General features: G+C 63.9%; 1 pseudogene. It reads left to right on the top strand.

Annotated elements, in window-relative coordinates:
* Positions 1–27: 27 nt before the first annotated feature.
* A pseudogene (locus SB772_RS45815) lies at positions 28–233 on the top strand (PLP-dependent aminotransferase family protein); the annotation flags it as partial.

The following is a 233-nucleotide window of genomic DNA, read 5'->3' as shown; positions in this document are numbered from 1 at the left end:
GTCGCCGGCAAACAGGACAAAGTGCTCGTGGAACACCCCACCTATCCCAACGCCCTGGACGCCATTCGCGCCGCAGGCTGTAAACCGTCGCCCGTGGGACTTCCCGGGATCACTTCCAGGACTTCGCCGGGCTGGGACATGGACGCCATGATGACCACCATGAGGCAACAACGCCCGGCGATGGCCTACCTCGTCCCCGATTTCCATAACCCCACCGGGCGGGTCATGTCCGA

It is taken from the genome of Paraburkholderia sp. SIMBA_030 (assembly GCF_046535245.1).
Taxonomy (GTDB): Bacteria; Pseudomonadota; Gammaproteobacteria; order Burkholderiales; family Burkholderiaceae; genus Paraburkholderia.
The sequence above is the reverse complement of the archived record's forward strand: the minus strand, read 5'-3'. Positions and strand labels throughout refer to the sequence as shown.